Genomic DNA, 25,527 nt, shown 5'->3' on the forward strand with positions numbered 1-25,527 from the left:
TTTGGACAAGAATATATTATAAGATAATGCAAAAATGGAGGACATTTAATTGGAAATAATCCAGAATAACACCGGACCATCACCGTATCATGATATAGAAGCGGTCCATACTGCCGCTGCAAACCAACAAGACACAAGACTTACTTCTGCGGAACTTGCTAACCTCTGGTCTTCCTGGATGGAAAGCAGCATTAAGAAGCAAATCGTAAAATACTTTTTAAAAATTGTTGAAGACCCGGATATCAAAGATGTTTTAGAATATACTTTGGGGATCGCTAAAAAGCACCTGCGCATAATTTCAGAGATATATTCTCTTGAAAAACACCCCGCTCCCATCGGATTTACGGACGGTGACTTAAACCTTGAAGCGCCTCGCCTTTTTTCAGACACTTTTGTGTTAAGGTTCCTCGAAGGTATGGCCAGGATCAGGTTGGACGGCTATAGTACCGCACTCCAGATGAGCACTAGGGCAGATGTCCGTAAATATTTTACCGAATGTGTTGCAGACCCGGCGGAGATATACAACAGGGCTGTCAGCCTTATGCTTTCAAAAGGGATGTATACAAGGCCCCCCTATATTCCGGTACCGGAAAGGATTGATTTTGTAAAAAAACAGAACTATCTGGCCGGTTACCTGGGGAAACAAAGGACTCTCAATTCAATAGAAATCTCACATATATTCTCCAGTCTCCAAAGGAATTCGCTTAGAAAGGCTATGTTAAAAGGATTCGGCCAGGTTGCCCAATCGGAAAAAGTAAGGCAATATATGGATAGAGGGTGGGAGATAGCCAATAAGCATGTTGAAATATTCAGTTCACTTTTAATAAAAAATAACCTGCCTGTATCAATGCCCTGGGATAATGGTGTTATGAAATCAAATATTGCTCCTTTTTCTGACAAATTGATGATGCAGCAGCTAAGGTCATCAAATGTTGTTTTAACCAGTGCCTATGGGAAAGCTCTGCCTGTTGTGAGGATCGATATAGTGGCAGACTTTTCAAGATTGACGGCTGAGGTTTTAAAATACTTGGATGACGGCGTAAATGTTCTCATTGAAAACGGCTGGTTGGAAGAACCGCCCCAGTTGCCGGATAAAAAACATTAAAGATAGAATGGCAGTAAAGAGTAGGTGCCGTGAGCAATATCTTAACTAATGAACTACAACATGTAATTAATTATTCCAGCCCCAAAAACTATAGCAACCCTTGGATTAAACCTTACCGGCCAGATAACTATAAAGGTAAATAAAGGCCCTTGTTGAATGTATTATATAATTAAATTAACGGTAAAAAGAGGAGGTAGGTAACCCCATGCCAAATCCGGCGTCATTTCAGCTGCCGCAAGAATTTTTGTTAGTAGGCGCAGCGGTGAAAATCGGGCTGTTCGATGCGATTAAAAACGGTCCGCACACATTGCGGGAGTTATCAGAAAAACTAGGTACGGACTACAGGGCACTGTGGACGGCAACAGAGGCACTGGCAGCTTTAGGTTATGTAATATACAGCGATAATAATGAGTTAAAGTTGAGCGAGGAAGCTGATAACATTTTTTACAACCCAGCACACGGAGATTATACCGGTTTCTCTTTTATGCACGGTTATAATCTGATTTCAGCCTGGAACCAGCTGCCTGAAGTGATAAAGACCGGAAGTCCTGCCTCCAGAAAAGACAAGGCCGGCCATTCCAAGAGTTTTATAATGGCTATGAGCCATCACGCTCAAAGATCTGCATCCGCGGTATCCGAATTTTGTCTGAGAGACCTGTCGGCCAACCCAAGGGTGCTCGATGTGGGTGGCGGCCCGCTCACATATGCCGTGGCTTTTGCCAAAAAAGGCGCGGCTGTCACAGTCCTGGACCTGCCCGAAGTCATTGAAATGATGAGCCCCGAACTCGACAGCGCCCTGAATGTCAAAATGGTCAAAGGGGACTTTACCCGGGGACTGCCTGAGGGCCCCTTTGATTTGGTCTACCTTGGAAATGTATGCCACATTTACGGAGAAACAGAGAATAGAAAGCTCTTTGCAGACGCGGCAAAAGAAACTGTGAAAGGCGGGCGCATTGTGATCAGTGATATGATCCGGGGCACCGGCGCCAGGGCGGCGGTCTTCGCAGTGAACATGCTGGTCAACACTGTTTCCGGTGGCACATGGACTTTTGAGCAATACAAGGAATGGCTTGGAGATGCGGGATTCCAGGTGAATCCCTGGGAACTAGTGGGGGAAAGCCAATTAATCACAGGCATAAAGAAATAGACAAATTATATTATTTATCATTATAAAATCTTTCTTAATAAGGTTTTTTCTTTGGCTTCGACGTAGGGCATCTCGAAGTATTTATTACGCCGTTCTCTACCCAGATATGTTTTAAGGTCTTCCAAACCGTTCAGCGCCAGGTAAAGCCAGTAAATAACCGGGTACACGCTTCCCCTGAAGCACGAGTCTTTATAACTAATGGTCAGTATATCTTTTATGAAACTGCTCCAAATATCTATGGTGCTTGGCCCGCAGTCCATTATCTTTCTGTTGGTCCCTATATGCGAACATATGTACATGTTATCAATATCAGTATAATATGACGTGCCTGAAATTCTGCAGATTAAGGGCCTTACATTATAGATCGAACAAATCTTGTCCCCGTTAGTCAACTCGGTTAAAAAAGGGCAATCTAGTTTTACACCCCTGGACAGTTCATAAATTTTTAGTGACATATTTTTAAAATCCATCTGGGAGTGGTCAGATCTAAAACATTTTAACAATTCAGGCTGTTTATTATTTAAATATGATATCCCCTGTAAAACCCTGTGTTTAACAAGCGCAATCTTTTTATGATCAAATTTTATCATCTCGCGGCAGATTAAAAAGAATTCTACTATTGAAACACAAAAAACCGTGCCGCAGCACTCACTGCATCCCTTTCTGCAGACCGGCTTGACGCTGTGTTTAGAGTAATGGCAGTTTATCAGCGTGTCCGCCCTTGCATAAAGTGAAAGCATTTTTGCGGCAAGGCTTTCCCCGAAAATATCCGGATGGCATTTTTTATGCCTCCTCAAACTGCCGCAAAAGCAAACGGTATCGCCTGACACAGTGACTGATCCCTCCGCAAATTTAAATATTTGTTGTTAGTGATGTTGGATAATTCGAAATTCAACAAATATTTAAACTTACCTTTAGGAAATACTGTCGGAATATGTCGAATTGTATGATTATTATAACAATTATATTTCACGTGATTACAGGTATAAAAAAAGAACACCCCACAGTCACAATTGTACACGGAGGTGTTCTTTTACTTTGCAACCATCAGGCTAATCCCAGGAGCTGCCTGGCGTTTTCCCCCAGTATCTTCGCAACAGCCTCCTGGGGAAGGTTTAAGTTCCTGACCATTTCGATGTTCTTTTTAACATCCACGCTGGGCCAGTCAGTACCAAATATAAACTTATGGGCAAACCGTCCCATATCAGGGAAATATTCAAAAAGCTTTTTAGGGGGCAGTCCAGAAACTTCTATATAAATATTCTTATGCAGGCGAACCATGCTGATTGCTTCATTATACCAGGGACCCCGCCCCCCGTGGGCCATAATAATTTTCATGTCCGGAAAGTCTACAGCCACATCATCAAAAAAGATGGGATTCGCATACTTTAATCGTGTGCCATAATAAATTGAAGATCCAGTATGGAAAAGAACAGGTATGCCAAGTCTCTCTGCAACAGCATATAACGGGTACATGAAACTGTCGTTGGGATAAAAATAATTGTACGAGGGAAGAAGCTTGAGACCCTTGAAGCCACGTTTAAGGATAAAATCCTCTAACATATTGCCCATTTTCGGGTGCAGATACGGGTTTATCGTGCAAAACGGTATTAATCTCGGACTCACCCGGCAAAAATCTTCTACCATTTCATTTGTGGCAATACCGGTGGACAATGGCGAAATCTCTGCTAATACAACAGAATAATCAACTCCATTTTTATCCATCAGCTGCAGAAAAGCATGGGGGTCGCTGTGTATTCCGCAGAAATAAACATATTCTTCTTTGGAGGGGAAGGCACCGGCAAAGAAATTAAAGGCATCTTCACCAAAGGACTCGTACTCTGACAGGTGAACATGAAAATCAATTACAGTATTTTTCAATTCCAAATTCACACCAATCTTATGAAGTTAAAAAATAAAATTATGCCGCGCTTGCTTGCATCTCTACTTTATATTACCATCCCCCAAAAGGAAAATATAATATGCGTAACAGATGGCATTTATTAGTTTTAACCATAAATACTGTTGTAAAAATTTTTGACAATAAATTATAGTAATTATTTAACTTAATAGAATTAACTAACCACAGGAGCTAGTGCAAAAAAATAAGCATAACTTCATTAAAATTGCTCAGTAAAAGAGAAGAGAGGAGAATGCCTGACCTGATGATATGATTGATAATAAAGGAAAAATGTAGTATAATTTATTTGCTAAAGTTTACAATGTTAGAAGGTGGTAAATGATATCAAAGTATAATTTAGCTGTGCGTGGGACCTGAAAGTATCTATTTTAAACCTGAAAGGTGGTATTTATTATTAAAAACTTTAAACTTTTTATTATGGTTATGGCACTGGTAATAATGGCAGCTGGAGCTGCTTACGCTTTGGACATGGATAAGGCAGATTATAGCGTAGATGTTTACGTGTATGGGGAACAAGTTGTCTTCCCCGACCAGAAACCTTTCATTGACACCAGCGTAAACAGAACTTATGTTCCGGTCAGATTTGTTTCCGAAGCTCTAGGCGCGGCGGTTGCCTGGGACCAAAGCACCAAAACTGTTACAATTAACAAGGATGGACAGCAAATTCTTCTCACCATAGAAAGCGATAAAGCTATAGTTGGCACTGACCCTTCCCAAACCATTACACTTGATGCTCCAGCCGCTCTGGTTAATGATAGAACAGTTGTTCCGCTCAGGTTTGTTTCCGAGGTATTAGGCGCTAAGGTCGACTGGGTCCCTTCCACCGAAAACAGCAACAATAAAGTCGATATAACCTTGCCGTCAGTGGCAGATAATGTATACGGTTCTTAAGCTCCTTAGTTTTGAGTCAACCCTGTTATTTTGGAATACAACAAAACAGCCGGCTGTTAAAGACGCCGGCTGTTTTGCTTTAACTTAAGAAATTTATTAAACCGAAAATTTATGTTTGGAGTTTCATGGCAGCTAAGCCTCGAAAAATAATTTTTACCTGGCTTGAATTTTGTTTAAAACCAATTAAAATAACTGCTTTTAATATTAAAGTATATCGGGTATTAAATAAAGGCAAAATAATACATACGATATGGAGAAAAAAGTTCTATACAATGTTGAAAGGATGTCCGTTTAATGGAAACAACTTCAAGTAGTATAAATGAATTCCATACAAAAGATCCTATTGTTAAGAGTCCCGAATTGAGTTCATCTGAGATAGGTAATCTCTTTAATACATATATGAATGTAGATATGATTTCTGTTTTTATAAAACACCTTTCCCAGCATGTTGAGGATAGTGATATTAAATCTTTGGTCAGAGAGGCCGTCCAGTTGTATGAGCAGAGGGCAAAAGATATTAGAGATATCATGGAACGCAATAATCTGCCTCAACCGGTAGGTTTTACGGCGGAAGATATAAACCTGGGGGCACCCCGGCTTTATTCCGATATCTTCTGTATTTATTATTTATTTTGTCTTGAAAGAGCTATTATGCCCATAAACACCATTACCCTGGGATTTTTAACCCGTTCTGATGTAAGGGAGGTCTTCAATCAGAGCACCATTTCTTCTCTGAAGTATCTTGACAAGGTTACCGGCACCCTGCTTTCTAAGGGCCTCTATATAAGGTACCCTAATGTTGCTATCCACAAAGTTAATGACTTTGTCAAAAAACAAAATTTCTTAACCGGGTTTCTCGGCGATAAAAGACCCTCTCTCGCCCTGGAAATCGCTTCGTCTTATCATCTGGTTTTCCTTAACGCGATGGGGAAATATCTGCTGACCGGATTCAGGCAGACAGCGAGGTCGAAGCAGGTGAAAAATTACATTGATAGAGGTATAAATATCATAGATAAAATTGTTGACACATTTAGCGCTCATTTAAAAGATGAAGATGTCCCTGTCCCCATGTTTTGGGACAGCATGGTGACTGACTCGGTTGAACCCCCTGTCTCGGATAAAATAATGATGTATCACATTAGATTTATTAGCATCTGCGGCGCAATGGAATACTCTTATCTTATGGCCCTGAACCTTAGACATGGTGTAAAGGCCAAATATCTTTTTACAATGACTGAAGCAGGAGACTTTGCAGAGGACGGAACCAATATTCTGATAGATAACCACTGGTTTGAGGAACCACCACGTTTGGTTGACAGGAAGAACCTAGTAAGTAAAATGCATTGAATATTTTCTTATCGCTCACCCAAAGCTAATACTTAATTAAAATCATATATTTAAAACCATAGGCCAATACCTTAAAAAGCATGAACCAATGTTATGAAAACAATTACCATGGCGTTTCCACAGTGGTATGCATGTAAATCTATGCTGGATATCTCAGCCCTTCGACCTCCAGTTCCTGATATACAAACTTGTTACCCTCCAGGAATATCCTAATCCCATCCGGAGCAATAACAGCCCCCTTAAGAATGTAGACCTTAATCCCATCGACAACCACTAATTCATAATTCTCAGGCTCGGGCGGTTCGCCTTCGTTCACAACAGGTACCATAGTAAGGCCAATGCAGCCGCTGCACGTCATCATCGCATCTACATAAACGGCTTCAGCCCTGTTGAGAATAAACTCCCTGGTATCTTCAGAAATCTCCACTTTGAACATTTTATCAGCCCCTAAAATTTTATAATTACAGTTGCTTCACCGATTTTAAAAGCGAAATCCGGATACCAAATTTAAAGAAACAACACAAATTCCTTTAGAGCGGCGGGACATACTATTAATAAACTATTGATTGGGGGTTAGCCAATGTTCCGGCGGATTGACCATATCGCCTTTAATGTCAGGGACAGAAAAAAGTCGATTGACTTTTATGAAAAGCATTTTGGCTTTAAGAAATATTTTGAACATGATGTTCCTGTTCCTTCTATTGAAAAAATAGTATATTTAAAACTCGGTGACACAGTTATGGAAATAATCCATATGCCCACTAGCAAAATAATTCAAGGTTTTCATTTCTGCCTGGAAAGTGATAACTTTGATGAGGATTATAAACGTTTGAAACAGGCTGGTATTCCTGTTCAAACAGAACCACATCCTGCAGGCGCCAGAGAATCCGGTGAGGAAGGCTGGCGAAGGGTGGTCTTTAAAGGCCCCGACGGAGAAGATATTGAGTTCAGGGGCTGAGAAAGGCATACCAAGCATGCGCGATATTTAAAAATTGACATCATATACACTCATGTAATGTTAAAAAAAGACTTCTGGTTCCTTTCTTACCGAACACAGGCCCTGCAGCATTTCCATGGCTTTAGACCAACGGACGTCATCAATTACTCTCGCACTTGCAGGGCATTTTTTAACACAAGCAAAACAAAGCATGCAGCTATCCATACTGGTTATTACAGTATTTTCGCTGATAGATACTGCCTCTACCGGGCATATATCAATGCACATACCGCATAATGTGCATTGACCTTCTATTGTAACTGGTGCGACTGGGTGTCTTGGTATTGTTCTGTTTTTGTATTCGCTGCTGCCAGGTATAGATATTTTGTGTGTATTATCATAGTTAATTAAGATATCCAGCTTTTCCTGAACAGCAGTCCCAAATAGTTTTGCCTTTTCTAAGTCTGTCTTATCCGGTCTCCCTTGAGCTATTGGCAGTTTATCTGATGAATAGGAATGTTCGCCGATAAATACAGCACATGCCACAGGAATAAAACCGGCGGCACAAGTCACATCATAGAGTTCCTTTAAAGCGTCCTCATATTCACGGTTACCGTAAACGACAACCAGTACAGCATGAATATTATCAACGTGGACTTTTGAGAAAAAGTCCCTTACTTCATTGGGGACTTTTCCATAGTACACCGGACTGCCAATGATTGCCACATCGCCTTTTATAGAATTAAATTTATTCTCTCTAATCCGCTTGGCAGTAAAATCTATTACCTGTTTTTCGTAGGGAATAGACTCTGCAATAGTTTCAATGATCTGCTTAGTTGTTCCTGTTGGGGAAAAACAAAGTTGGCTGATTTTGTTTACAGGCATATTCTCACATCGCCTTCCATCAATTTTTGCAGAGAACAAATATGTTTTACTTCTACGGATTGCTATCTTTTCCTCCTTGCAGTATCACCCTCTGAGAATCCATTATTTTAGCAAAAAAGACATGAAGGGTGGCGTTAATAACAGGCGGGGGCTCACGGGGCACAAAAACGTTCTCATATGAAGCTGCGGTTAGGAGGGAAGGGCCTGCGGGGCATATGCAATCTACCCCGGGAGAACGCGTTAGAAACGATTCTGTCGCGTTTTTTGATCTAAGCAGGATAAATTTGTTTAAAATTAACATTCTCATAACGATAATTTATTATTGTAAAACGATAAATAATGTGTTAAATTCAAATTGTAATTAAAAAGTGAGGTGCTTTTTGTGAAACGAGAAACACTTTTTTTGAAGGCGGCAGTTGTTCTTATTGGAATTCCGGTTCTTGCTTTGTGTATATTTTTGGTGCCTGAGATAGCGAATTTTACTGCAGAATTGTATCCAGACAGTGCTTATTTGAAATATCTCGTTTTAACCAATCTGTATGCAACGGCGATCCCTTTTTACTTTGCTCTGTATCAAACTTTTAAACTTTTAAGCTATATTGACGAGAACAAAGCCTTCTCGGAATTATCTATTAAGGCACTAAAGAATATAAAATACTGTGCAATCGCATTCAGCAGCTTGTATGTGGCAGGCATGCCGCTATTCTATCTCATGGCGGAAGCAGACGACGCACCAGGTGTCATACTTATCGGATTGGTCATGATCTTCGCTTCATTGGTCATTGCGGTCTTTGCAGCTGTTCTTCAAAAGCTATTACAAAATGCTATCGATATAAAATCTGAAAATGATTTAACGGTTTGAGGTGAATAACATGGCGATTATAATTAATATTGATGTGATGCTGGCTAAAAGGAAAATGAGCGTCACAGAACTTTCGGAGAGAGTTGGAATAACGATGGCCAACCTTTCTATATTGAAAAATGGAAAGGCAAAAGCAATTCGATTATCAACTCTGGAGGCGATTTGTAAGGCTTTAGAATGTCAGCCCGGAGATATTTTAGAATACAAAAGTTAGGAGAGGTATAACTATGGACGTTAACAATCCGATTATTGAAAATATTGCCAACCCCCATGAGCTGGAGAGAATGTTTAGAAAAGAACCAGAAGCTTTTAAAAACTCATTCTCATACGCCTGGGAACAAAACCCTGACTCGCAGGTTCTTGCCGTTTGGAATGAAAGATTGCATTTCAAGGAGACGGCAAATACAGAAAAAGCTACCTTGCTTAAGAAAAATTTCTTATCCATAGGCATTTTAGCAATTCTGGCCGGGATAAGCACCAGGATAATGTTGCATTTTGCCGAACAACAGGCAATAGCCCCTATTAACCTAATTTTTGGTATACTTCCCTTTATTGCCGCCTATTTTGTATATAATAACCCCCCCAAAAAAAATATTCTTTACACCCTTGTATCGTTATTCCTAATCTCCGGATTTTATATCAATATGCTTCCAATTGAGAATACAGATAGTATTATCCTGGCTTATCTGCACCTTCCTATTTTCTTATGGGTATTAATTGGGCTTGCATTTACAGGAAATGAATATGGCATAGGCAGTAGAAGATTAGCCTATCTTAAGTTTAACGGTGAATTTTGCATAATCTACGCCAGCATGGCAATCAGCGGAATGCTGCTATCAGCATTAACCATGCAGTTATTTACATTTGTCGGCATGGATATAGAAGAATTCTATTTTAAAAATGTCGTTTTATTCGGTGCTGCCGCTCTCGCTGTTGTGGCTGCCTACCTGGTTTCAAGGAACCTTAAACTTGCTAAAAATATTGCACCATATATAGCCAAAATTTTTAGTCCTCTTGTACTGGCCACATTGCTGGCCTATCTTATAACGGTTATCTGGGTCGGACAAAATCCATTCTTGGACCGCAATTTCCTCATATCCTTCAACGGAATACTCCTTATTGTATTGGCCGTCACCATATTCTCTATTACCGAAAGCGGCACAGACGAGAAAAAGAACATTTCTGATTATATAAATTTTGCCCTGATTGTTCTTGCTCTTCTCATCGACAGTGTGGCTTTATCAGCCATAGTGTTCAGGCTTTCTTCTTTTGGGATTACGCCCAACAGAATTGCTGTTTTAGGCGTCAACATACTTATCTGGGCCAATCTAATTTGGATTATGCTCTCCTATATCCGTTTTCTACAAAACAAAACCGGGCCTTCAACCATCCAAGATGCCGTTACCAAGTATTTGCCGCTCTACGGACTTTGGGCAGCTTTCGTTACATTTACTTTCCCTTTAGTTTTTAATTAAAAGGCTTTGTTTGAGTTCCAGATAATTGGGGATAGTTCGAAAGCCCGCACGCTGTACATTATGTCTGGCTTAGTCGTGTATCTCCGTTTAGTTTGGTCGAACAAGTATACGCGTTAATTGTCCTCGCTGGTTCGACGGGGCTTGTCGGGATTATATTCGCGTTGCACTTGTACAGCATGTGTCAAAAGATAAGCCTGTTACATATTATACATACCAAGGGAACATATTTTTAAGGGGGGAGTTTTATGGCAGAAGGAGTATTAGGCTGCAAGCCGGGATTCGGCAATGAGGCTTTCATCTTATTTCTGATTCTAATCCTGTTGATATTGGGGATAGGCTGCTTTTTCATTATTTAGTTAAGTTTTCCGAAACATATTCCAACCTCCTAAATAGACCAACCACCCAAATGGGTGGTTTGGTCTTTTACAAGCATATCCTGAGCAAAACATAATTGAAGCCTGGTCATTCTATCGCTTTTTAACCGGCAGACAAAGGACTTGACCAACCTGTAGATTTTCAGGCTCTACACCTGGATTGGCCGCGATTATTTCTTCAACTGTGAGTCCGTACCAGATGCCTATTTGAGATAAAGTGAAGCCTTTCTCAATTACAAGTGGATAAGTATTTCCAGTGCATGGATTAGGCGGGATACAGAGGACCTGCCCGATTTGCAGGTTGGCAGGATCCACACCCTTGTTGGCGGCATACAGCAGTGTAAATGGAACATTTAATTTCTCCGAGATTAGATACAAGGAGTCGCCCGCCATAATGGTGTATGCTGAACTTCCCGGCGGGCAGGTATTTGTTTGTACCATTTTTTTATCTCCCAGAATTTATTTATTATTTAAGAATATGTTTGTGTTTCAGGAACTGTTCTTTTATGTTAGTTATTAAGAAAACCCCGTAATTTAACAGCAGGTTTCTTGCTAATATTTTACAGGGGGGCTTATCTTGTTGCAAGGTGTGTCCATAGATAAGCTGATATTTACAGGAAATATTGTTGATATAAAATATATTGGCGGGCGACTCCCGGGGTAACAAAACGTTTCGGTATCCTCAAAAAAGAATATGAGCCGGTATTTGAAAACCGGCTCATGTCGATTTCTAGTTAAATGAATACAAACGCAAACACAAATACGAAGATGAAAACAAAGAAGAATATTGAAAAGTGCGGAAATTTAAACCCAGGACGGCCGAACCCTTCAGCAGCAGTATTAAACCCCATTAATTGTTCCTCCCTTATAATATCATTTATGTTATATTATGTCGTTTTAGTTGTGGTGCTACACAAATAATCACCTGTTATACTTTACTCTGCTGGCATTTCGCCCGCACAAAAAAATAACAAGGATTTTACACCTTGTTATTTTTCTCCTTTTGAACGGGAGTTAGAAGTTAGCTCTGGGTATAATGCAATGTGATCTCCTGCACATCAGGCTTCCATTCAACTGAACAGCCCAGCGTCTCGGCGGTAAAGCGCAGCGGCAGCATGGTCCGCCCCGGGGGCAGAATTACCGGGGTCACTCTTTCATTATTGGGGTCGATGAAGGTCAGTGCTCCGTTCACCCTGGCCCAGGGATTGTCAATGCTGAGCTCAATTGTTTTCGTACCGTTTACCGTGACCTTCCTTTCCTGGGCATTCCATGTTACCTCTGCTCCCAGGGCATCAGCCACGTAACGGATCGGCAATACGGTCCGGCCTTCGAAGATGACGGGGGCGGTATCCATGGTGTCCAGTTTGCCGTTCACATAGTATTCGGTCCTGCCGATATAGAATTTAATTACAATTCCGCCGGATCCGTTTGTGGAGGAAGTTCCGGGCTCTGTTGGCGTTCCTGGTTCAGCCGGGGCAGGTGGTATGGCTTCCGTCTCGGTGGAAGCGCTGTCTTCGTTTGAATAGGCAGATGAAGAGCTGCCTTTATATGCTTTTACCCGGTAGCTGTATTCCGTTCCCGGTTCTGCAGTTTCGTCATTATATGTTTCCGTGTTGGCGGGAAGGGAAGCCAATACCTCATAAGATTGCCCCTCAGTTTTTCTTTCTAATTTAAATCCGTCTTCATTGGTGCTTTTGTCCTCCCAGTTGAGGGTGATATTGCTGCTCCCCGTGGCACCCGCTTCCAGGTTAATGGGGGCGGCAATGAAATACATCGCCTGGAGAGATAATTGTGGTACTATGGTAGCCGGCTTAATGCTGAACATACCGCCTTCTATGTTACCGCTGTGCCACCCTATTAAATCAACATACCTGTATCTTAGTTGAATGAGACACAGATCGCTGTCAACATTAGGGACTGTCCAACTATAGTGTCCGATGTGGTCTTTCGGTGTATCCTCAATGCCTGCAACCTGGTTCCAATGCATACCTCCGTCGCTTGAAAACAATATTTCCTCCTCCACAGATGCTAATCCCTTCCAGCTGATATCCGCAGTGCTCCCGGCAGTAAGCACCTGGTGTGCCTCCGGCGTCAGTATGTTTTCGCTATAATTTGCCTGCACCGGAGACGGACTGTACAGCCCTAGGATACCTGCCAGCAACGAGATCAATACCGCCATTAATAAACGCTTATTTATCATCAAGCACCCCTCCTTAAGCATAATTCACTTCTTATTGACATTATACTTGATATAAAAATTTGACACTACCATATTTTTCATGAACATCTTTTTCCAAATAATACTTTAAGGATATTTATTTCACATTTGCAGGTATATTTAATTATTCTGGATTTATTGATTGCTCAGATGATAATGAGCCTCCACAAAACATATTTGACGGCACAGTAACTCAGATAGAAAGATTTAAATAAAATTGGTTTTGAGTAAGTTTCACATGATTGTTTATTGTGGATCAGTGTGGGTCGCATGTTGGTCTCGATAATAGAGCAATGAGGTTATTATACAAGCCTCATATAAGCCCGTATAAGCAACGATAAATTTTCGGGCTAATACAAAAGGACCTTCGGGAAAAACAAACCCCGGCTCAGAATGCCACCTGAGGCCGGAATATTTTTGAGTAAGATATCATGTCAAACTCGCGATGCTAAACTACCACCAAGAGAACAAGTACGGGGGGCGATCACAAAACGCCACCGGCATCAAGTAATTGGACCGCCCAATTTAAAGGCTGAGGGCAATTGACAGCCCCTAAATCTAAGGGCGAGTTTACATAATGTCTTGTCCTTTATCGGCTGATTGCTTATACCATCTAACGATTACAGTTGATTTGCGGGATCAGAACGGCGGATAATAAGCCTTAATGTAAAGATCTTAAAATCCGAAGCTGGAAGGTGGGCGTGGGATTTGCTGTTATATAACTTCAATTAGTTAAGAAATAGATTTTGCAAATACCATGAAAAACTGGAGACAAAGACTTACAGTTTGAGGTAATTTTTGTTATTTTATAAAGGATATTTATATTTTTCGCAGAAATAACTTAACAGTATGTTGTAAAATATTTACTTACTTATTTCCTTTTCAATAAATAACGGAGGATCTTATGTCTATTGAGAAGAAAAAGCAATTTGAATAATTTCTTTACATTGATTATGAAAATGTTCAGGATGTTATAGTAGATGTAATTAATGAAACATTTAAAGTCATTATTATTATGAGGGAAGATCAAACAAAGGTGCCAATTGATCTTGTTAATATAACCCAACCGTTAGGAAATGCAGTAGAATGGATTCGTGTAAACGGAAAAGGTCGAAATGCATTAGATTTCTTCATAGCTTTTTATCTGGGAAAAGATGTTACCGCGAACCGGGATAAAACATTCATTATCTATTCTAAGGACACTGGATACGATCCATTATTAACTCATCTAAAAAAGAGTGGAATCAAAGCAAGGAGAATCGTTAGCTTTCAGCAATTATCACAGAATAAAGCGATAAAGATTGATGAAGCCGGGATAATGAAACTGAAAGATGTTTTAATAAAAGTTCCGGCCAACAAAAGGCCCAAAAAGAGAAACAGTTTAACTTCGCACATCACTGCTCTCTTTAACAGCAAGCCGAAGCAGTATATCGACAATTTAATAGAAGACCTATTTATTAAAAAAATTGTTTATGAGGAAAACGGTACAATAAAATACTCTCTTGATAAATGATACAGATTCGCATATTAACGAAGTGTATCGCATATGCAATCTCCCTCTTGGAGTAAAACACACAACGATAAAAGCTGCGCTTGATTTCAATAAGTGCCGGGTCTCTGCCATGGCCCGCGCGCAAGGTGTCACTCGGGGGGTCCCTGCGCCGGGCCGGCAGAACCACCACGTTATGTAAACTAACGCGCGTTTTCAAAAACCGGGCTGTCTCATTACGGTAAGATTTCTATGCTGGCACAAATCTATCTTTTAAAATCCGCATACCACAAAAAGAAACTCTTTAGCAACCAGGTAACTCCATTGGGGTAACTTCGGCCAGACTGGCCGCGATAAAACCCCCGCGCGTCTAACCGACGAAGGTGGATTGGCCATCGGTACGAGATTGCCAAACTACCACCAAGCCCGCGAAGGCATAATATAATACCATAGCCGGATAAACAAGGAGATGCATTGAATATAAAAAAAGTAATTAAAATGATATTCGGAAATGCTTATGACAATAAATTGTTTAAGATTGCTTATTGGTTCGGAGTAGTGTTCTATATAATTTGCGTCCCATTATTATTGATTATAAGTTATTTAGTAGAATCTAAAGAAATATTAATAATATCTTTAATTAGTCTTATTATCTATCCATTAATGTTTAGATTATCTTATAATGTTAATGCATATCTTTACAAAATGACAATTGGCGATTTAATAAAAATGGAATAGGTACAATTACCCTGGTATGTAAATTGTAACGCGTTAGAAGCGATTCTGGCGCGTTTTGCGATCTTAGAAAGATTACAGATATTATGTAGTACCCGCATAGGATGGCTAACCTGAATAGGAAACATTACTGGCGGGGAAATAATGAGGCGTTCTGCAGAAAAATAATCATCCGCCCGACTGGAAGAGGAAAGAGCAGCTGGGGATTCCTTTCTAAGGGCGGGTTTACATAATATCTTGTCCATTATCGGCTGATCGCTTAATTTTATCAAACGATTGTTAATGCTAATCTAAAATTGTACCAGATGCTGGTTAAAAATTAGGCCACCTTAAATCCTTATCCTGTATGATAAATTTTGCTCAGACATTTCGTACAGGAGGAAAGAGATGATTAAGATGGCCCAATTAGAAGATATCAGAAAAATGTACTTCATGGAAGATCTAAGTGTCCGGGAAATTAGCCGCAGGACCGGCATTCACCGCGATACAATTTCTAAATATCTATCTGTAGATAAACCGGTGCCACCTAAATATCAGTTAACCAAAGATAAAAGTCATCCGGTACTTGGGCCCTACCTGCCCATGGTTAAACAGATCATTGAAGAAGATAAAACAAGACACCGCAAGCAAAGGCATACAGCCACAAAAATCCTTGAAGTTTTGAAAGACGCCGGCTATACAGGCGGTTACAGCACAATCACTGATTACCTTCGCAAAGAACACAGGAAACAGCGGGAAGCTTTCCTGCCCTTAGAATTCGAATTAGGCGCCTATGCAGAAGTTGATTGGACAGGAGCATGTTTTTACCTGAAAGGGCTGGAAACGAAAGCCCATCTATTCGTAATGAAACTCCGCGGGTCCGGCGGGTTCTATGTAAGGGCTTACCCTTTTGAAAAGCAGGAAGCATTTTTTGACGGCCATATTCGATGTTTTGAATTCATGCAGGGAATTCCCTACAGGATCACCTACGACAACCTTAAGACAGCAGTTAAAAAGATATTACAGGGCAGCAGCCGCGAGGAACAGGAACAATTCATCGCACTGCGGACCCATTACCTTTATGAATCATCCTTCTGCCGGCCTGGCCGCGGCTATGAAAAAGGCGGTGTTGAAAACGCCGGCAAAGAAGCCGTAAGAAAGTTTTTTGTTCCTTATCCCGAAGTCGATTCTTTTGAAGAACTAAATGAGTACCTGCACCTGGCATGTGTGAAACTGACAGAGCAAAATCCTCCTGCCGGCAGGGATTTAAAGTTAAGTTCTATACGGCGGCCGAGCTAATCAACGAACTACTTGCCGCCCAGCAGGAATACCGCCTAAGCCGACTGGAAAAACAGTGGCTCATCCCTCATGTTGTGATCCTTGACGAGCTTGGTTATATCCCTTTCAGCAAGACGGGGGCGGAGCTGTTGTTCCAATTTTGTTCCGCCAGGTATGAAAGAGGCAGTCTTATCATCACCTCGAATCTTGAATTCCCGAGATGGACTGAGGTATTAGGTGATGAACAAATGACGGCGGCTCTTTTGGACCGGCTTACTCATAACGCTCATATTTTAAATATCAATGGAGAGAGTTTCAGAATCAGACAAGCGCTTGTCAAACAAACAGTAAATGGCTGATTTTTTATTATCTGGTGGCCTAATTTTTAATTGACATTAACAAACGATCACAGTTGATTCGCGGGATCAGATCGGCGGATAATGCGCCATTATGTAAAGATCGTTAGATCCGAAGCGTTAACGGAGCCCGACCGACTAGAATATGTTTAAATAATTTAAGAAGGATTAGATAAATGTTAGTAGAAATAGTAATTGTTAACATTATTCGGAGGAATGCCCAGGATGATTCAAGGATTAGGAAACATATTTTTAATGTTGTTATTTATTGTTTGTATTGCAACTGGATGCAATAGTATGACTCGAGAATATTTCAATTCAGCCAAGGAATTTAACAATATTTATTTTCAGGTTACAGATCAAGTTGAGCTTAATAATGATGTGAAATCACTTAAATCACTGCAAACCGAAGAAAACCTTAAAAATATTGAAAGATTAGGCGTATTACTAGAAAACATAAGACAAACAGCTCCCGAAAATAGAATACCCCTAATAAATAATTTTGAAGAACGTTATAATGATCTAGTTTTTCTTAGAGATTCATATGAAAGATATAATGTCTTAAGTATAGAAGAAAAACGCAGGTTTTATATATCTATGATAAGAATAGCAGGCAACAAAAGAGACTGGAATGATAAAAAATCAAATACTGTCTGGGAATAAAAGGTTTCTAAAATCACCTTTTAAATATAAAGTTAGGATCAATCATATGGGTAAAGAACTTTTTTTGAAACTCTCAAATGCAATGATTGAGATTGAAGAAGGTAAAACAAATAAATTTTTTTTTAAGAACGGTGAACCCCCAATGATTGGATTAATAATAGAAGATATGGATTTCGAACACGAAGGACAAATATTCTTTTATATCTGGAATTCCGATGAACATGAAGACTATCAACTTTGTGAAAGAGAAATCTCTCATATTATTGGTTTAAGTTAATTTTAATGAATCTTTTACTTTACTTGATTATAAGTATTAATACCGCCGCAGATAACAGCCGGATGCCTTGTGAAACAAGGGGAAATTGAATATTTGATTAGGATGATAACTGGCGGGCGGCTCAAAGAGTAACATAAACATTTCGGTACCAGACTGCCAGCAAGAGGGTATAGTAACACAACGGCAATCTTTCTATAGGAGCTAAACTCAAAAAGATACGACCTTAGAATATGGGTCAACAAGTGTCGAACTCTGCCACAGCCCGCGGGAAAAAAGGAAACTGACCGCCCAGCTGGAATAGGAAACAGCAGCTGGGGATTCCTTTCTAAGGGCGGGTTTACATAATATCTTGTCCATTATCGGCTGATCGCTTATTTTATCTAACGATCACACCTTTTTTGCGGGATCAGATCGGCGGATAATGCGCCATTATGTAAAGATCGTAGATCCGGAGCCTTTAGGCGAAGCCCGACCGATTCTAATTTATATGATTATCAAATTTTTATATTTAGTAAACGGCACCAATCTCTTTTTTTATAAGAAATACGTTTCATCAAAGTGCAAGGTAATTTTTTTATAAAATTTTCAGCTATATAATATTTATTAGTTCTTTGTTCAATTAAACATGAATTGTTTAGTCTTTTTAGACCACCACTTAATTCAGTATCAGTTAATATCATATGTTCTCGCCAATCAACAAATTTTATAATATCATCTTCTGTACTACCATTTTCTTGGAAGGTAGCAATAGCCATTAGTATCTCTGCGTCTGTCCATGTAATTTGATTGTTTTTATACAACACAACCATCATCCTTTTTTACTTTTATATGTGCTATGTTTCTCTATATATAACATAATTCCTTTATAAGGAAATATTACATTCGCCATTTTGACTGTGAATCTAAATAATACAAGAAGGTATAAAGGTATTACAGCGAATTATAGGGTTATTGATGCTTTCAAGAAATTAGCAGTTTATGGATAACATAAAATTGGTGGAGGTTAAATTAGTGCATTGGGAAGATATAGAAGGTAATGAAGATGTAAATAAATTATTAAAGCTATTTAATTATTTCCACGACAGTTGTTTAAAGGAATTATATATGTGGAGTGATCATTATGTAGACAACGATCTCTCCATGAATACATCAGCAGAACTTGACCATAAAGTAAGAGTGATTTTCCAGAGACAGGATAAAAATCCTTCAGCAATAGAAGTGTTTTTTGAAAATGTCACTGAACTACACATAATTCCCACTTCAGAAAATTACGATTCTATAATTCATGAAGCAACTTTTTTATTTGAAGATGGTACGTTTTACTGGGCAGATGTTTTTGGTTGGAAACCAGAAGATAAGTTAACTAAAGAAGCCAGTTGGCTGTCTTCTAAAAAGGTTAAATGGCGTGATGTTAGTGGTTGGATGGGTAATAAATTAAGATATGGAACTGAATAGATCTTTTACTTTATTTGAAATGGAGGGAGTGGTCTGTGTGGCTTAAAATATTTGTAGCAATCATTGGAATTGTAGTAGGTATTGTTGTAGGTGCAGTTATCGGATTCAACGTTGTAGGTTTTGTGGGCATTATTTTAGGCAATAAATCAACGGGTTATTTTTGTGCATTTTTGGGAACTATCATTGGAGCTGCATTAGGATTACTTCTTGCTTTGAAAATTATTGATAAATGCAAGGTTCCATTATAAACCAAATATTTTTTTCTTTACTTTACTTGATTATAGGTATTAATACCGAGATATTTTACAGCATAAATCCTTTTGGAATAAGGGATTAAAAGCAGATTTTTATAAAATGAAAAATAACAGTGAAGAAGGGCGGGCGACTCCTAAAGGTAACACAAACATTTTTACGCTAAGCTGCCTCAAAAGGGAAGAGTACCGCACATGCAATCTCCCTCTAGATGCTAATCTCTTTAAGACACAATCCACGCATGTTTTCAATAAGTGTCGGATCGTTGCCACGGCCCGCGCGCAAGGGGTCCCCACGGGGGGTCCCTGCGCCGGGCCGGCAGAACCCACACACGTTATGTAAACTAGCGCGCGTTTTCAGGACCAGGTAACGCGTTACGGTTAGATTTCCAATGCCGGTACTAAACTATCATTTAAAACACGCCTACAACAAAAAGCATCTCATTGTGCAGACAGGTAACTCCATGAAGGTAACTTCGACCAAACTGGCCTCTGCAAAACTACCAAGCGGAATAACCCCGACAGGGGTTTCGGCCAGCGCCGAGATTGCCAAACTGCCACCAAGCCCGCCGCAGAAAAAAATGTAATAGGTACAAATACCCTAAGCACAAATTATAAACGCGTTAGAAACGATTCTAGCGCGTCTTGAGATCTAAGTAGAATTACAGATATTATGTAGTACCCGCATAGGATGAGTAACCTGATAGGAAACATTACTGGCGGGGAAATAATGAGGCTTTCTGCAGAAAAAATATCATCCGCCAAACTGGAAGAGGAAAGTGCAGCTGGGGATTCTTATCTAAGGGCGGGTTTACATAATATCTATTATCGGAACTAAAAAAGGGGGAATAAAATTGAAAAAACATATCTTTTTTGGGGTCCTCCCTGTTAAACAAGCTTATATTGCTTCTCAGCATACGCTATCTTTTACCCCAGGCAATCACCCTGGCACATAGATATAAACGCGTTAGAAACGATTCTAACGCGTCATTTATCTGAATATAAATGTGTTTTCTAATTAATCAGTTTTAATGGACTTCACATTTTTAATCTCTCGACATTTCAACACATTATCTTAATTATGCTATTTTTGATTTATTATAAATTTATAGTTTTACACTTTCTAAAAAGAATGATAAAAACCCGGCGGTTGTTCTCTGGGCCAGCGGCAGCAAAACTTTAGTCGCCATATCATATGAACGTTTTGATCTGATAAAAGAAACATATGGATAGTACACTCTTGAAATATTTGCGTTGTGTTCTACCCAGTCACCTGAATTTGCATCGTAATTATATATTCCGCCTGACGAAACCTCGTAGCTGGCATAATTTACCTGGACCCATTTTTCATATTCGTTGTGGCCGCTGAAAGCAGCGCCTGCCGAATGATGAGGCACACAAAGGTCCTGGACCAGATGAGCTGCAGCGCCCAGATAAAACATCGCTTTCTTCTTTTTATTGTTAAACCATAAATACATAGCTTTATCAAAAAAATGTTTACATTCGTGCTTTGCGTTCGGGTATGGGCCATACCCGTTATTCACCTTTGGGTCCAGGTAATGTGAAAAATACTTCCACCCTTGATCTGCCCATATCACTCCCCTGTTTAAACTGTCTATATGGTTGTCGAGAAAAAGGGCATGTGATATCTTTCCATCGTTTTTTAATATTTTAACGCCCTGTCTGTTGCAAAAAAGATGAGTGATTCCCTTTTCTGAAAATAATTTTTGTATTGGCGTTCCTGCCGCTAGAAATGTCTTTAACACTTCCCAGGAAGTGGCTGCCAAATAAATTCCCCTTCCCTCTTTTTTTATAGCTTTAGATAATCTTTGAGGGAAGCATTAATGTTATTCATCTTTACAGCATATTTTTATTAGATTTTGCAAATTTTTTATTCAGGGTTAATTAATTCCTGGGCCGCGTTATAGCCCATGCTAAATGCTGTTTTGTTTAAGTCAAGGACCTTTTCCGGAACAACCTGGCTGATAATACGAACAAATGTTTCCCTGGGTATGAATAGATGATTAAAACCAGCCAGCGCCCCGACCATGACAATATTCTGCATAACCGGGTTCCCGGCCCGGGATGCTATCTCAGTACTTTCAATAATATAGACCTGAGCTGAAATATCCTTTAGTTTGCCCAGCAATTTATCGATATCCGGGTAATTATCCTTGCCCATGAGGACACCGACTGGATATACCGGACGTGGGTTGACGATAATTTTCACACCGGGGCTGCCGAATTCCATGGCCGCCCGTGCTGCTTCAACCGGCTCAAAGCCGATAATCACGTCCGCGCATCCCGCGGGGATTATAGGTCCATAAATTGATTTACGGGACAGCCTGATATGTGAGGACACTGAGCCTCCGCGCTGGGACATGCCGTACGACTCTCCGACTGTAACTTTATAGCCGACGGCAGCGGCAGCTTTTGCCAAAATCTCTGATACAAGAATATTGCCCTGCCCGCCAACGCCGGCGATAAGAAGGTTAATGGGATCTTTCATTTTAGGCCTCCCCCTCTACTACAATTGCTCCAGCCGGACAAAGGCTGGCGCAAACTCCGCATCCCGCACACACAGCTTCGTCTATAGCAGCTTTCCCTGCTTCCTGATCCCATATATTGCCTGGGCAGCCCCATACGGATGTGCAAAAACGGCTGCAGCCGCAGGTATCGCCCCGGCAGAGGGACTGATCAACATATACCCTTCTTTTCTGCCGTTTTTTTCGCCCTGCTACAAGAGCGCATTCCCTGCGCAGGACCAGCACTTTTACACCTGGCTCCCGCAGCATTTCACATATTTTCTCCGTTACTGATTTGTTCTCGAAAGGATCGGCTATCTCACATGTTACTCCAAAACCCCTCACTATATCTTCAATTAAAACTTTATTTAAAGTAACGCCGTCTACAGTAAGTCCTGTGCCCGGGTGCGGCTGGTGTCCGGTCATTGCTGTAACTCCGTTGTCAAGAACAATGCACAAAAAATTGGATCCGCTGTAGTGGCCGTTGATCAGGCCCGGTATAACAGCATGGTAAAATGTCGAGTCGCCGACAAATGTCAGCGCCGGCCTTTCCAAGCCAAACCTGCCGAGTTTGCTTAACCCGCCGGCAATACTTGGGCCGGCTCCCATGCAGTGAAGGGTGTCAAATATGTTGAAGCCGGTATCCCAGGCGCCGAGACAGTAACAACCGATATCACCGGCGACTATGCAGTCTCTTCCGTCTACCGCGATAGCCGTCTTGACCGCCCAGAAGGAAGCCCGGTGCGGGCAACCCGGGCACATGGCGTATTCCCGCGGTGGTATCAAAGCTTTTATTTCTGCAATCTGATCAGGCTGATATCCGGGGGTATCATATTGGGTGCCTTTTATTTTGGCTAAAGCTTTCAATATAATATCAACGTTCATTTCGCCGCAGGAAGGCCCGCGCGCCCCGGATATGTCTCCGGAGATTTTACCGTAAAACCTCACTTTATGGTCACAGTTCCTGGCATAGAGAAGCATAACCCCTTCTTCAAGGAATGGGCGGACCTCCTCAGCGAAAATCACATTGCTGACTCCCCCCAGGTGAGAAATTATAAAATTCTCCGGCAAGGGAAAAGTTGTCCCCACCCTTACCAGCTTTATTTCATCTTTAAGCCCGAGTATATTAACAGCTTCTCTGGCATACAGCAGGCTTGTGCCGCTGCAGAATATAGCGGTGTCAGCCTGTTCCGGACCTTCGGCGAAGTTAAGGCCGCATTCCTCAAGGACAACAGCCGCCTTCCCTGTCCTGTCTCTGGCTTTCATATGGAAAACCGTCTTGGTTAAAAAACACTCGCCAGACGGGAAGTAAGCCTTCCTGTTTTTCTCAAGCGGCTCACCCAGCACAACCAAACCTCGTGAGTGTGATATTCTTGTAACCGATCGAAGAATGACAGGACCCTTTATCCTTTCTGAGAGTGCAAAAGCCTTTATGGCCATTTCCTTTGCTTCTTCCACAGTCGATGGTTCCAGGACCGGCACCATGGCTGCTTTCGCCAGGTAACGGGCATCGTACTCTTTTACGCTTGAATGCCCTTGCGGGTCATCCGCCACCGCGACCACCAGCCCGCCTTTACATCCTCCCAGGTTCATACTGGTGAGAAAATCGAAGGCCACGTTTAAGCCGTCCGATTTCATTACGCACATTGCCCTAAGCCCTGCAAAGGATGCCGCCGCTGCTCCTTCCAGGGCAACAATCTCGTTAACTGACCACTCAGTATAAATTTCACTGGAGTTTACCTTGTCCAGTGTTTCAATAATTTCCGTTGTGGGAGAACCCGGGTATGACGAGGCGAAACATACTCCTGCTTCAATGGCGCCGCGGGCTGTCGCTTCATTTCCGTTTAATAAGACCTTATCACCCGGCCTGCCTTCAATTACATCTTTCCAACCCATTTAAGCGCCACCTCCATTGGCGAGGAAATATTCCCTCTCCTGCCCGGAAATCTCCAGGTACGTCGCGTCCGGCCTTTCCAGTACCCGTTTCTTTTTATTGAACACCGCTTTTCTTAGTAACGGCAGGCGCGGGGCCGGGTATTCTTTTATTTCAATAATTCCGTTTGCCGCAGCCTCTTTTGCCAGGTTCGAGCCTTTCTCAGACCTGATAATCAATGTATTCCAGCCATAGTCATATTCGGTTGACCCAACTGACAAATCCGCCAGCTCTGACAGCGGATCAAAACATATGCTGCAAGAATTCCGTATATATTCGCGGACCTCGTCATATGGAAGGCTTGTTTCCTTATTGTCCTTTTTGAAATTAACATCACCGGGTATATCCATTTTTTCGTACTCGTCCAGACCTTTTTCTTTTATAAACTTATAAAACTCCGGTGAAAACGATCCCATGCAAAAGAGCCCGATTATTAAAGATATCCTCTCCCCTTTTATCTCTGCCACCTGCTGCATCTTGCGCGCCGCTGTGCACTGGCATGGGCGGCCAACTACGCCGATATTATTAAAGCCTTCTTTAACCGCATCCTGGAACACGCTTAAGTTTGGTGCAGCGGTATACTTTGAACCCGTGCACGCCAGTATTTCACCGGCGGAAGAAGCGATAAAAGGCCTGGCCCCGGTAAAACTTCCTCCTGTCATTAAAGCGCTGTCAATTACACCTGTTTGCAGGGCGTATATTGACAGGGCTGTAACTACCCCGCCATATTGTCCCCTGGAGCGGATGTCTTCATCGCAGGCCCTGGCGTAATTGATTTCTTTAAAACTCCCGAAAACAGGATCGGTCTCCACATCACCAAAAGGTATTTTTCTTAGATTAGTAAAACTAGTTGCGGCACGCGGGCAAACCCGGTAGCAGGTCCCTTCGCTTTTTTTGCAGTCGTGCACAACCCCTACCCTTTCACCAAAACTCTTTATATATGGGCAGTAACCTATGCAGGCGCCGCATCCGCTGCATAGACCAGGTTTGATGACATCACTAACCAATCTTTCTGCTGAATTATGTACCGAAACACATTTCTGCATAAAACGCACTCCCTTTTAAAAGACAATTAAACACATTTATAGAGAAATTATTAAATCTTATTTATATATAAATATATAAATTGATATCTATATATAGAATAACACTAATTTTAAAAAATGTAACAATTAATCTATTATTATGGTTAAAATAGTAATACTCTGAAAAAACTGATAAATAGTACATTTATGAAAAATCAAAATTCAACATGCGGATAACAATATGCCTTTATATAAATTTAATAAAACATTATTAACCTTAAAAATATCCCAATAATTTGCTAAATCTCATATTAAATATTTGAATAGTAACACTTTTTTAAATTATTTAAAAAAGAGGCTTTACAGCCCCCCTTGTTTATACATAATATTCAATCTTAA

Annotated in this window: 24 protein-coding genes and 3 pseudogenes; 16 read left to right on the top strand and 11 right to left on the bottom strand. The window is 40.8% G+C overall.

Annotated features, from left to right (window positions below; genetic code table 11):
• Window positions 1–49: 49 nt before the first annotated feature.
• Both ACOBQJ_RS00875 and ACOBQJ_RS00880 read left to right on the top strand, forming a co-directional pair.
• A complete protein-coding gene (locus tag ACOBQJ_RS00875) occupies window positions 50–1,105 on the top strand; it encodes a DUF3231 family protein (RefSeq protein ID WP_421069822.1) in 1,056 nt (351 codons plus the stop codon).
• 205 nt (window positions 1,106–1,310) lie between these two features.
• Window positions 1,311–2,252 carry a methyltransferase gene (locus tag ACOBQJ_RS00880; RefSeq protein WP_421069823.1) on the top strand — a complete coding sequence of 314 codons (942 nt, stop codon included), beginning with the start codon at window positions 1,311–1,313 and terminating at the stop codon, window positions 2,250–2,252.
• A 20-nt stretch (window positions 2,253–2,272) separates the two neighbouring features.
• On the opposite strand, the gene ACOBQJ_RS00885 is transcribed toward ACOBQJ_RS00880, so the two are convergent.
• Window positions 2,273–3,082: a YkgJ family cysteine cluster protein gene (locus ACOBQJ_RS00885; RefSeq protein ID WP_421069824.1), complete on the bottom strand. Its 810-nt coding sequence runs from the start codon at window positions 3,080–3,082 to the stop codon at window positions 2,273–2,275.
• A 217-nt stretch (window positions 3,083–3,299) separates the two neighbouring features.
• A complete protein-coding gene (locus ACOBQJ_RS00890) occupies window positions 3,300–4,145 on the bottom strand; it encodes an amidohydrolase family protein (RefSeq protein WP_421069825.1) in 846 nt (281 codons plus the stop codon).
• A gap of 544 nt (window positions 4,146–4,689) precedes the next feature.
• Here ACOBQJ_RS00890 and ACOBQJ_RS00895 point away from each other — a divergent pair.
• Window positions 4,690–5,064 (top strand): annotated as a pseudogene (locus ACOBQJ_RS00895) (copper amine oxidase N-terminal domain-containing protein); the annotation flags it as partial.
• Between the two features lie 294 nt (window positions 5,065–5,358).
• Window positions 5,359–6,411 carry a DUF3231 family protein gene (locus tag ACOBQJ_RS00900; RefSeq protein WP_421069826.1) on the top strand — a complete coding sequence of 351 codons (1,053 nt, stop codon included), beginning with the start codon at window positions 5,359–5,361 and terminating at the stop codon, window positions 6,409–6,411.
• Between the two features lie 139 nt (window positions 6,412–6,550).
• Here the strand turns inward: ACOBQJ_RS00900 and ACOBQJ_RS00905 are convergent, their stop codons facing one another.
• Window positions 6,551–6,847: a CC/Se motif family (seleno)protein gene (locus tag ACOBQJ_RS00905; RefSeq protein WP_421069827.1), complete on the bottom strand. Its 297-nt coding sequence runs from the start codon at window positions 6,845–6,847 to the stop codon at window positions 6,551–6,553.
• Between the two features lie 144 nt (window positions 6,848–6,991).
• Between ACOBQJ_RS00905 and ACOBQJ_RS00910 the strand changes: the two genes are divergently transcribed.
• The gene (locus tag ACOBQJ_RS00910) at window positions 6,992–7,369 is read left to right on the top strand and encodes a VOC family protein (RefSeq protein WP_421069828.1); all 378 of its coding nucleotides are present in this window, start codon (window positions 6,992–6,994) and stop codon (window positions 7,367–7,369) included.
• Between the two features lie 60 nt (window positions 7,370–7,429).
• Here ACOBQJ_RS00910 and ACOBQJ_RS00915 read toward each other — a convergent pair whose 3' ends face one another.
• Window positions 7,430–8,233 carry an EFR1 family ferrodoxin gene (locus ACOBQJ_RS00915; protein WP_421069829.1) on the bottom strand — a complete coding sequence of 268 codons (804 nt, stop codon included), beginning with the start codon at window positions 8,231–8,233 and terminating at the stop codon, window positions 7,430–7,432.
• A gap of 382 nt (window positions 8,234–8,615) precedes the next feature.
• Between ACOBQJ_RS00915 and ACOBQJ_RS00920 the strand changes: the two genes are divergently transcribed.
• Genes ACOBQJ_RS00920 through ACOBQJ_RS00930 form a run of 3 tightly spaced genes read left to right on the top strand, consistent with a single transcriptional unit; the run spans window position 8,616 to window position 10,570 of the window.
• Window positions 8,616–9,095, top strand: a complete 480-nt coding sequence (locus tag ACOBQJ_RS00920) for a DUF2975 domain-containing protein (protein ID WP_421069830.1) — start codon at window positions 8,616–8,618, stop codon at window positions 9,093–9,095.
• A gap of 10 nt (window positions 9,096–9,105) precedes the next feature.
• Complete coding sequence (locus ACOBQJ_RS00925; protein ID WP_045641699.1) at window positions 9,106–9,309, top strand: helix-turn-helix domain-containing protein; 204 nt, start codon at window positions 9,106–9,108, stop codon at window positions 9,307–9,309.
• Between the two features lie 13 nt (window positions 9,310–9,322).
• On the top strand, window positions 9,323–10,570 hold the full coding sequence (locus tag ACOBQJ_RS00930; RefSeq protein WP_421069831.1) for a DUF4153 domain-containing protein: 1,248 nt from the start codon (window positions 9,323–9,325) through the stop codon (window positions 10,568–10,570).
• 467 nt (window positions 10,571–11,037) lie between these two features.
• On the opposite strand, the gene ACOBQJ_RS00935 is transcribed toward ACOBQJ_RS00930, so the two are convergent.
• Together ACOBQJ_RS00935 and ACOBQJ_RS00940 are read right to left on the bottom strand one after the other, a co-directional pair.
• Window positions 11,038–11,385, bottom strand: coding sequence for a LysM peptidoglycan-binding domain-containing protein (locus ACOBQJ_RS00935; protein ID WP_421069832.1), 348 nt, complete (start codon window positions 11,383–11,385; stop codon window positions 11,038–11,040).
• Between the two features lie 580 nt (window positions 11,386–11,965).
• Window positions 11,966–13,144: a stalk domain-containing protein gene (locus ACOBQJ_RS00940; RefSeq protein ID WP_421069833.1), complete on the bottom strand. Its 1,179-nt coding sequence runs from the start codon at window positions 13,142–13,144 to the stop codon at window positions 11,966–11,968.
• 964 nt (window positions 13,145–14,108) lie between these two features.
• On the opposite strand from ACOBQJ_RS00940, the gene ACOBQJ_RS00945 reads away from it, so the two are divergent.
• The 5 genes and pseudogenes from ACOBQJ_RS00945 to ACOBQJ_RS00965 all read left to right on the top strand — a co-directional run bounded on the left by ACOBQJ_RS00945 (window position 14,109) and on the right by ACOBQJ_RS00965 (window position 17,939).
• The gene (locus ACOBQJ_RS00945; RefSeq protein ID WP_421070107.1) at window positions 14,109–14,675 is read left to right on the top strand and encodes a PIN domain-containing protein; all 567 of its coding nucleotides are present in this window, start codon (window positions 14,109–14,111) and stop codon (window positions 14,673–14,675) included.
• A 1,098-nt stretch (window positions 14,676–15,773) separates the two neighbouring features.
• Window positions 15,774–16,616 (top strand): annotated as a pseudogene (gene istA / locus ACOBQJ_RS00950) (IS21 family transposase); the annotation flags it as partial.
• Window positions 16,616–17,002, top strand: a pseudogene (locus ACOBQJ_RS00955) (ATP-binding protein); the annotation flags it as partial. The pseudogenes istA and ACOBQJ_RS00955, both read left to right, overlap by 1 nt.
• A 222-nt stretch (window positions 17,003–17,224) precedes the next feature.
• Window positions 17,225–17,662, top strand: a complete 438-nt coding sequence (locus ACOBQJ_RS00960) for a hypothetical protein (RefSeq protein ID WP_421069834.1) — start codon at window positions 17,225–17,227, stop codon at window positions 17,660–17,662.
• 46 nt (window positions 17,663–17,708) lie between these two features.
• Complete coding sequence (locus ACOBQJ_RS00965) at window positions 17,709–17,939, top strand: hypothetical protein (RefSeq protein ID WP_421069835.1); 231 nt, start codon at window positions 17,709–17,711, stop codon at window positions 17,937–17,939.
• A 494-nt stretch (window positions 17,940–18,433) separates the two neighbouring features.
• On the opposite strand, the gene ACOBQJ_RS00970 is transcribed toward ACOBQJ_RS00965, so the two are convergent.
• A complete protein-coding gene (locus ACOBQJ_RS00970) occupies window positions 18,434–18,751 on the bottom strand; it encodes a hypothetical protein (RefSeq protein WP_421069836.1) in 318 nt (105 codons plus the stop codon).
• Window positions 18,752–18,950: 199 nt separating this feature from the next.
• On the opposite strand from ACOBQJ_RS00970, the gene ACOBQJ_RS00975 reads away from it, so the two are divergent.
• The 3 genes from ACOBQJ_RS00975 to ACOBQJ_RS00985 all read left to right on the top strand — a co-directional run bounded on the left by ACOBQJ_RS00975 (window position 18,951) and on the right by ACOBQJ_RS00985 (window position 20,232).
• Window positions 18,951–19,394 carry a hypothetical protein gene (locus ACOBQJ_RS00975; protein ID WP_421069837.1) on the top strand — a complete coding sequence of 148 codons (444 nt, stop codon included), beginning with the start codon at window positions 18,951–18,953 and terminating at the stop codon, window positions 19,392–19,394.
• A 35-nt stretch (window positions 19,395–19,429) separates the two neighbouring features.
• Window positions 19,430–19,642: a hypothetical protein gene (locus ACOBQJ_RS00980; RefSeq protein ID WP_421069838.1), complete on the top strand. Its 213-nt coding sequence runs from the start codon at window positions 19,430–19,432 to the stop codon at window positions 19,640–19,642.
• Window positions 19,643–20,037: 395 nt separating this feature from the next.
• Window positions 20,038–20,232: a hypothetical protein gene (locus ACOBQJ_RS00985; RefSeq protein WP_421069839.1), complete on the top strand. Its 195-nt coding sequence runs from the start codon at window positions 20,038–20,040 to the stop codon at window positions 20,230–20,232.
• 519 nt (window positions 20,233–20,751) lie between these two features.
• On the opposite strand, the gene ACOBQJ_RS00990 is transcribed toward ACOBQJ_RS00985, so the two are convergent.
• The 4 genes from ACOBQJ_RS00990 to ACOBQJ_RS01005 all read right to left on the bottom strand — a co-directional run bounded on the left by ACOBQJ_RS00990 (window position 20,752) and on the right by ACOBQJ_RS01005 (window position 25,149).
• Window positions 20,752–21,411: a zinc dependent phospholipase C family protein gene (locus tag ACOBQJ_RS00990; RefSeq protein ID WP_421070108.1), complete on the bottom strand. Its 660-nt coding sequence runs from the start codon at window positions 21,409–21,411 to the stop codon at window positions 20,752–20,754.
• A gap of 125 nt (window positions 21,412–21,536) precedes the next feature.
• On the bottom strand, window positions 21,537–22,154 hold the full coding sequence (locus ACOBQJ_RS00995; protein ID WP_421069840.1) for an indolepyruvate oxidoreductase subunit beta: 618 nt from the start codon (window positions 22,152–22,154) through the stop codon (window positions 21,537–21,539).
• Between the two features lies 1 nt (window position 22,155).
• Complete coding sequence (locus ACOBQJ_RS01000) at window positions 22,156–24,066, bottom strand: thiamine pyrophosphate-dependent enzyme (protein ID WP_421069841.1); 1,911 nt, start codon at window positions 24,064–24,066, stop codon at window positions 22,156–22,158.
• Window positions 24,067–25,149, bottom strand: a complete 1,083-nt coding sequence (locus ACOBQJ_RS01005) for a Coenzyme F420 hydrogenase/dehydrogenase, beta subunit C-terminal domain (RefSeq protein ID WP_421069842.1) — start codon at window positions 25,147–25,149, stop codon at window positions 24,067–24,069.
• Window positions 25,150–25,527 lie beyond the last annotated feature (378 nt).

Origin of the sequence: Pelotomaculum propionicicum, assembly GCF_048984525.1 — a bacterium.
Classification (GTDB): Bacteria; Bacillota; Desulfotomaculia; order Desulfotomaculales; family Pelotomaculaceae; genus Syntrophopropionicum; species Syntrophopropionicum propionicicum_A.

What these genes read in the sequence shown, in the direction of transcription:
- ACOBQJ_RS00880 (WP_421069823.1), top strand. Translation starts at nt 1,311, where the DNA reads ATGCCAAATCCGGCGTCATTTCAGCTGCCGCAAGAATTTTTGTTAGTA.
- ACOBQJ_RS00900 (WP_421069826.1), top strand. Translation starts at nt 5,359, where the DNA reads ATGGAAACAACTTCAAGTAGTATAAATGAATTCCATACAAAAGATCCT.
- ACOBQJ_RS00905 (WP_421069827.1), bottom strand. Translation starts at nt 6,847, where the DNA reads ATGTTCAAAGTGGAGATTTCTGAAGATACCAGGGAGTTTATTCTCAAC.
- ACOBQJ_RS00910 (WP_421069828.1), top strand. Translation starts at nt 6,992, where the DNA reads ATGTTCCGGCGGATTGACCATATCGCCTTTAATGTCAGGGACAGAAAA.
- ACOBQJ_RS00915 (WP_421069829.1), bottom strand. Translation starts at nt 8,233, where the DNA reads ATGCCTGTAAACAAAATCAGCCAACTTTGTTTTTCCCCAACAGGAACA.
- ACOBQJ_RS00925 (WP_045641699.1), top strand. Translation starts at nt 9,106, where the DNA reads ATGGCGATTATAATTAATATTGATGTGATGCTGGCTAAAAGGAAAATG.
- ACOBQJ_RS00930 (WP_421069831.1), top strand. Translation starts at nt 9,323, where the DNA reads ATGGACGTTAACAATCCGATTATTGAAAATATTGCCAACCCCCATGAG.
- ACOBQJ_RS00935 (WP_421069832.1), bottom strand. Translation starts at nt 11,385, where the DNA reads ATGGTACAAACAAATACCTGCCCGCCGGGAAGTTCAGCATACACCATT.
- ACOBQJ_RS00940 (WP_421069833.1), bottom strand. Translation starts at nt 13,144, where the DNA reads ATGATAAATAAGCGTTTATTAATGGCGGTATTGATCTCGTTGCTGGCA.
- ACOBQJ_RS00960 (WP_421069834.1), top strand. Translation starts at nt 17,225, where the DNA reads ATGATTCAAGGATTAGGAAACATATTTTTAATGTTGTTATTTATTGTT.
- ACOBQJ_RS00965 (WP_421069835.1), top strand. Translation starts at nt 17,709, where the DNA reads ATGGGTAAAGAACTTTTTTTGAAACTCTCAAATGCAATGATTGAGATT.
- ACOBQJ_RS00970 (WP_421069836.1), bottom strand. Translation starts at nt 18,751, where the DNA reads ATGATGGTTGTGTTGTATAAAAACAATCAAATTACATGGACAGACGCA.
- ACOBQJ_RS00985 (WP_421069839.1), top strand. Translation starts at nt 20,038, where the DNA reads ATGCCGGTACTAAACTATCATTTAAAACACGCCTACAACAAAAAGCAT.
- ACOBQJ_RS00995 (WP_421069840.1), bottom strand. Translation starts at nt 22,154, where the DNA reads ATGAAAGATCCCATTAACCTTCTTATCGCCGGCGTTGGCGGGCAGGGC.
- ACOBQJ_RS01000 (WP_421069841.1), bottom strand. Translation starts at nt 24,066, where the DNA reads ATGGGTTGGAAAGATGTAATTGAAGGCAGGCCGGGTGATAAGGTCTTA.
- ACOBQJ_RS01005 (WP_421069842.1), bottom strand. Translation starts at nt 25,149, where the DNA reads ATGCAGAAATGTGTTTCGGTACATAATTCAGCAGAAAGATTGGTTAGT.